The organism is Bradyrhizobium sp. Leo78 (genome assembly GCF_059512425.1).
This window is the reverse complement of sequence record NZ_JCAMOT010000295.1, coordinates 1-367: the sequence shown is the minus strand read 5'-3', so window position 1 is coordinate 367 and position 367 is coordinate 1. Positions and strand designations below refer to the sequence as shown.

The 367-nt window shown below is 63.8% G+C and carries 1 protein-coding gene; it reads right to left on the bottom strand.

The window, feature by feature from the left end; translation table 11 throughout:
• Positions 1-367, bottom strand: a 367-nt coding sequence (locus tag AC5ZG1_RS44755; RefSeq protein WP_496136624.1) for an FAD-dependent oxidoreductase, incomplete at both ends; no start/stop codon positions are given.

Below are 367 nucleotides of genomic sequence, written 5' to 3'. Positions count from 1 at the left end.
AGCCGTATCGGCTAACGGCAAGATCCCTGGCGTCGATATCGGGCGTACGGCCGCCGACGAGGTCGCCGATCAGCCGGGCCGAACCGGTGCTCATGGTCCAGCCGAGCGTGCCGTGACCGGTATTGAGAAAGAGGCCCTTGATCTTCGTCGGACCGATGACCGGCGTGCCATCGGGCGTCATCGGGCGCAGGCCGGACCAGAAGGAAGCCTTGGAAACATCGCCGCCGGGGAAGAGATCGGTGACGGAATGTTCGAGCGTGCTGCGGCGCGCCAGGCCGAGATCGTTGGTATAGCCAGAAATTTCGGCCATGCCGCCGACGCGGATCCGATTGCCGAGCCGGGTAATCGCAATCTTGAAAGTCTCGTC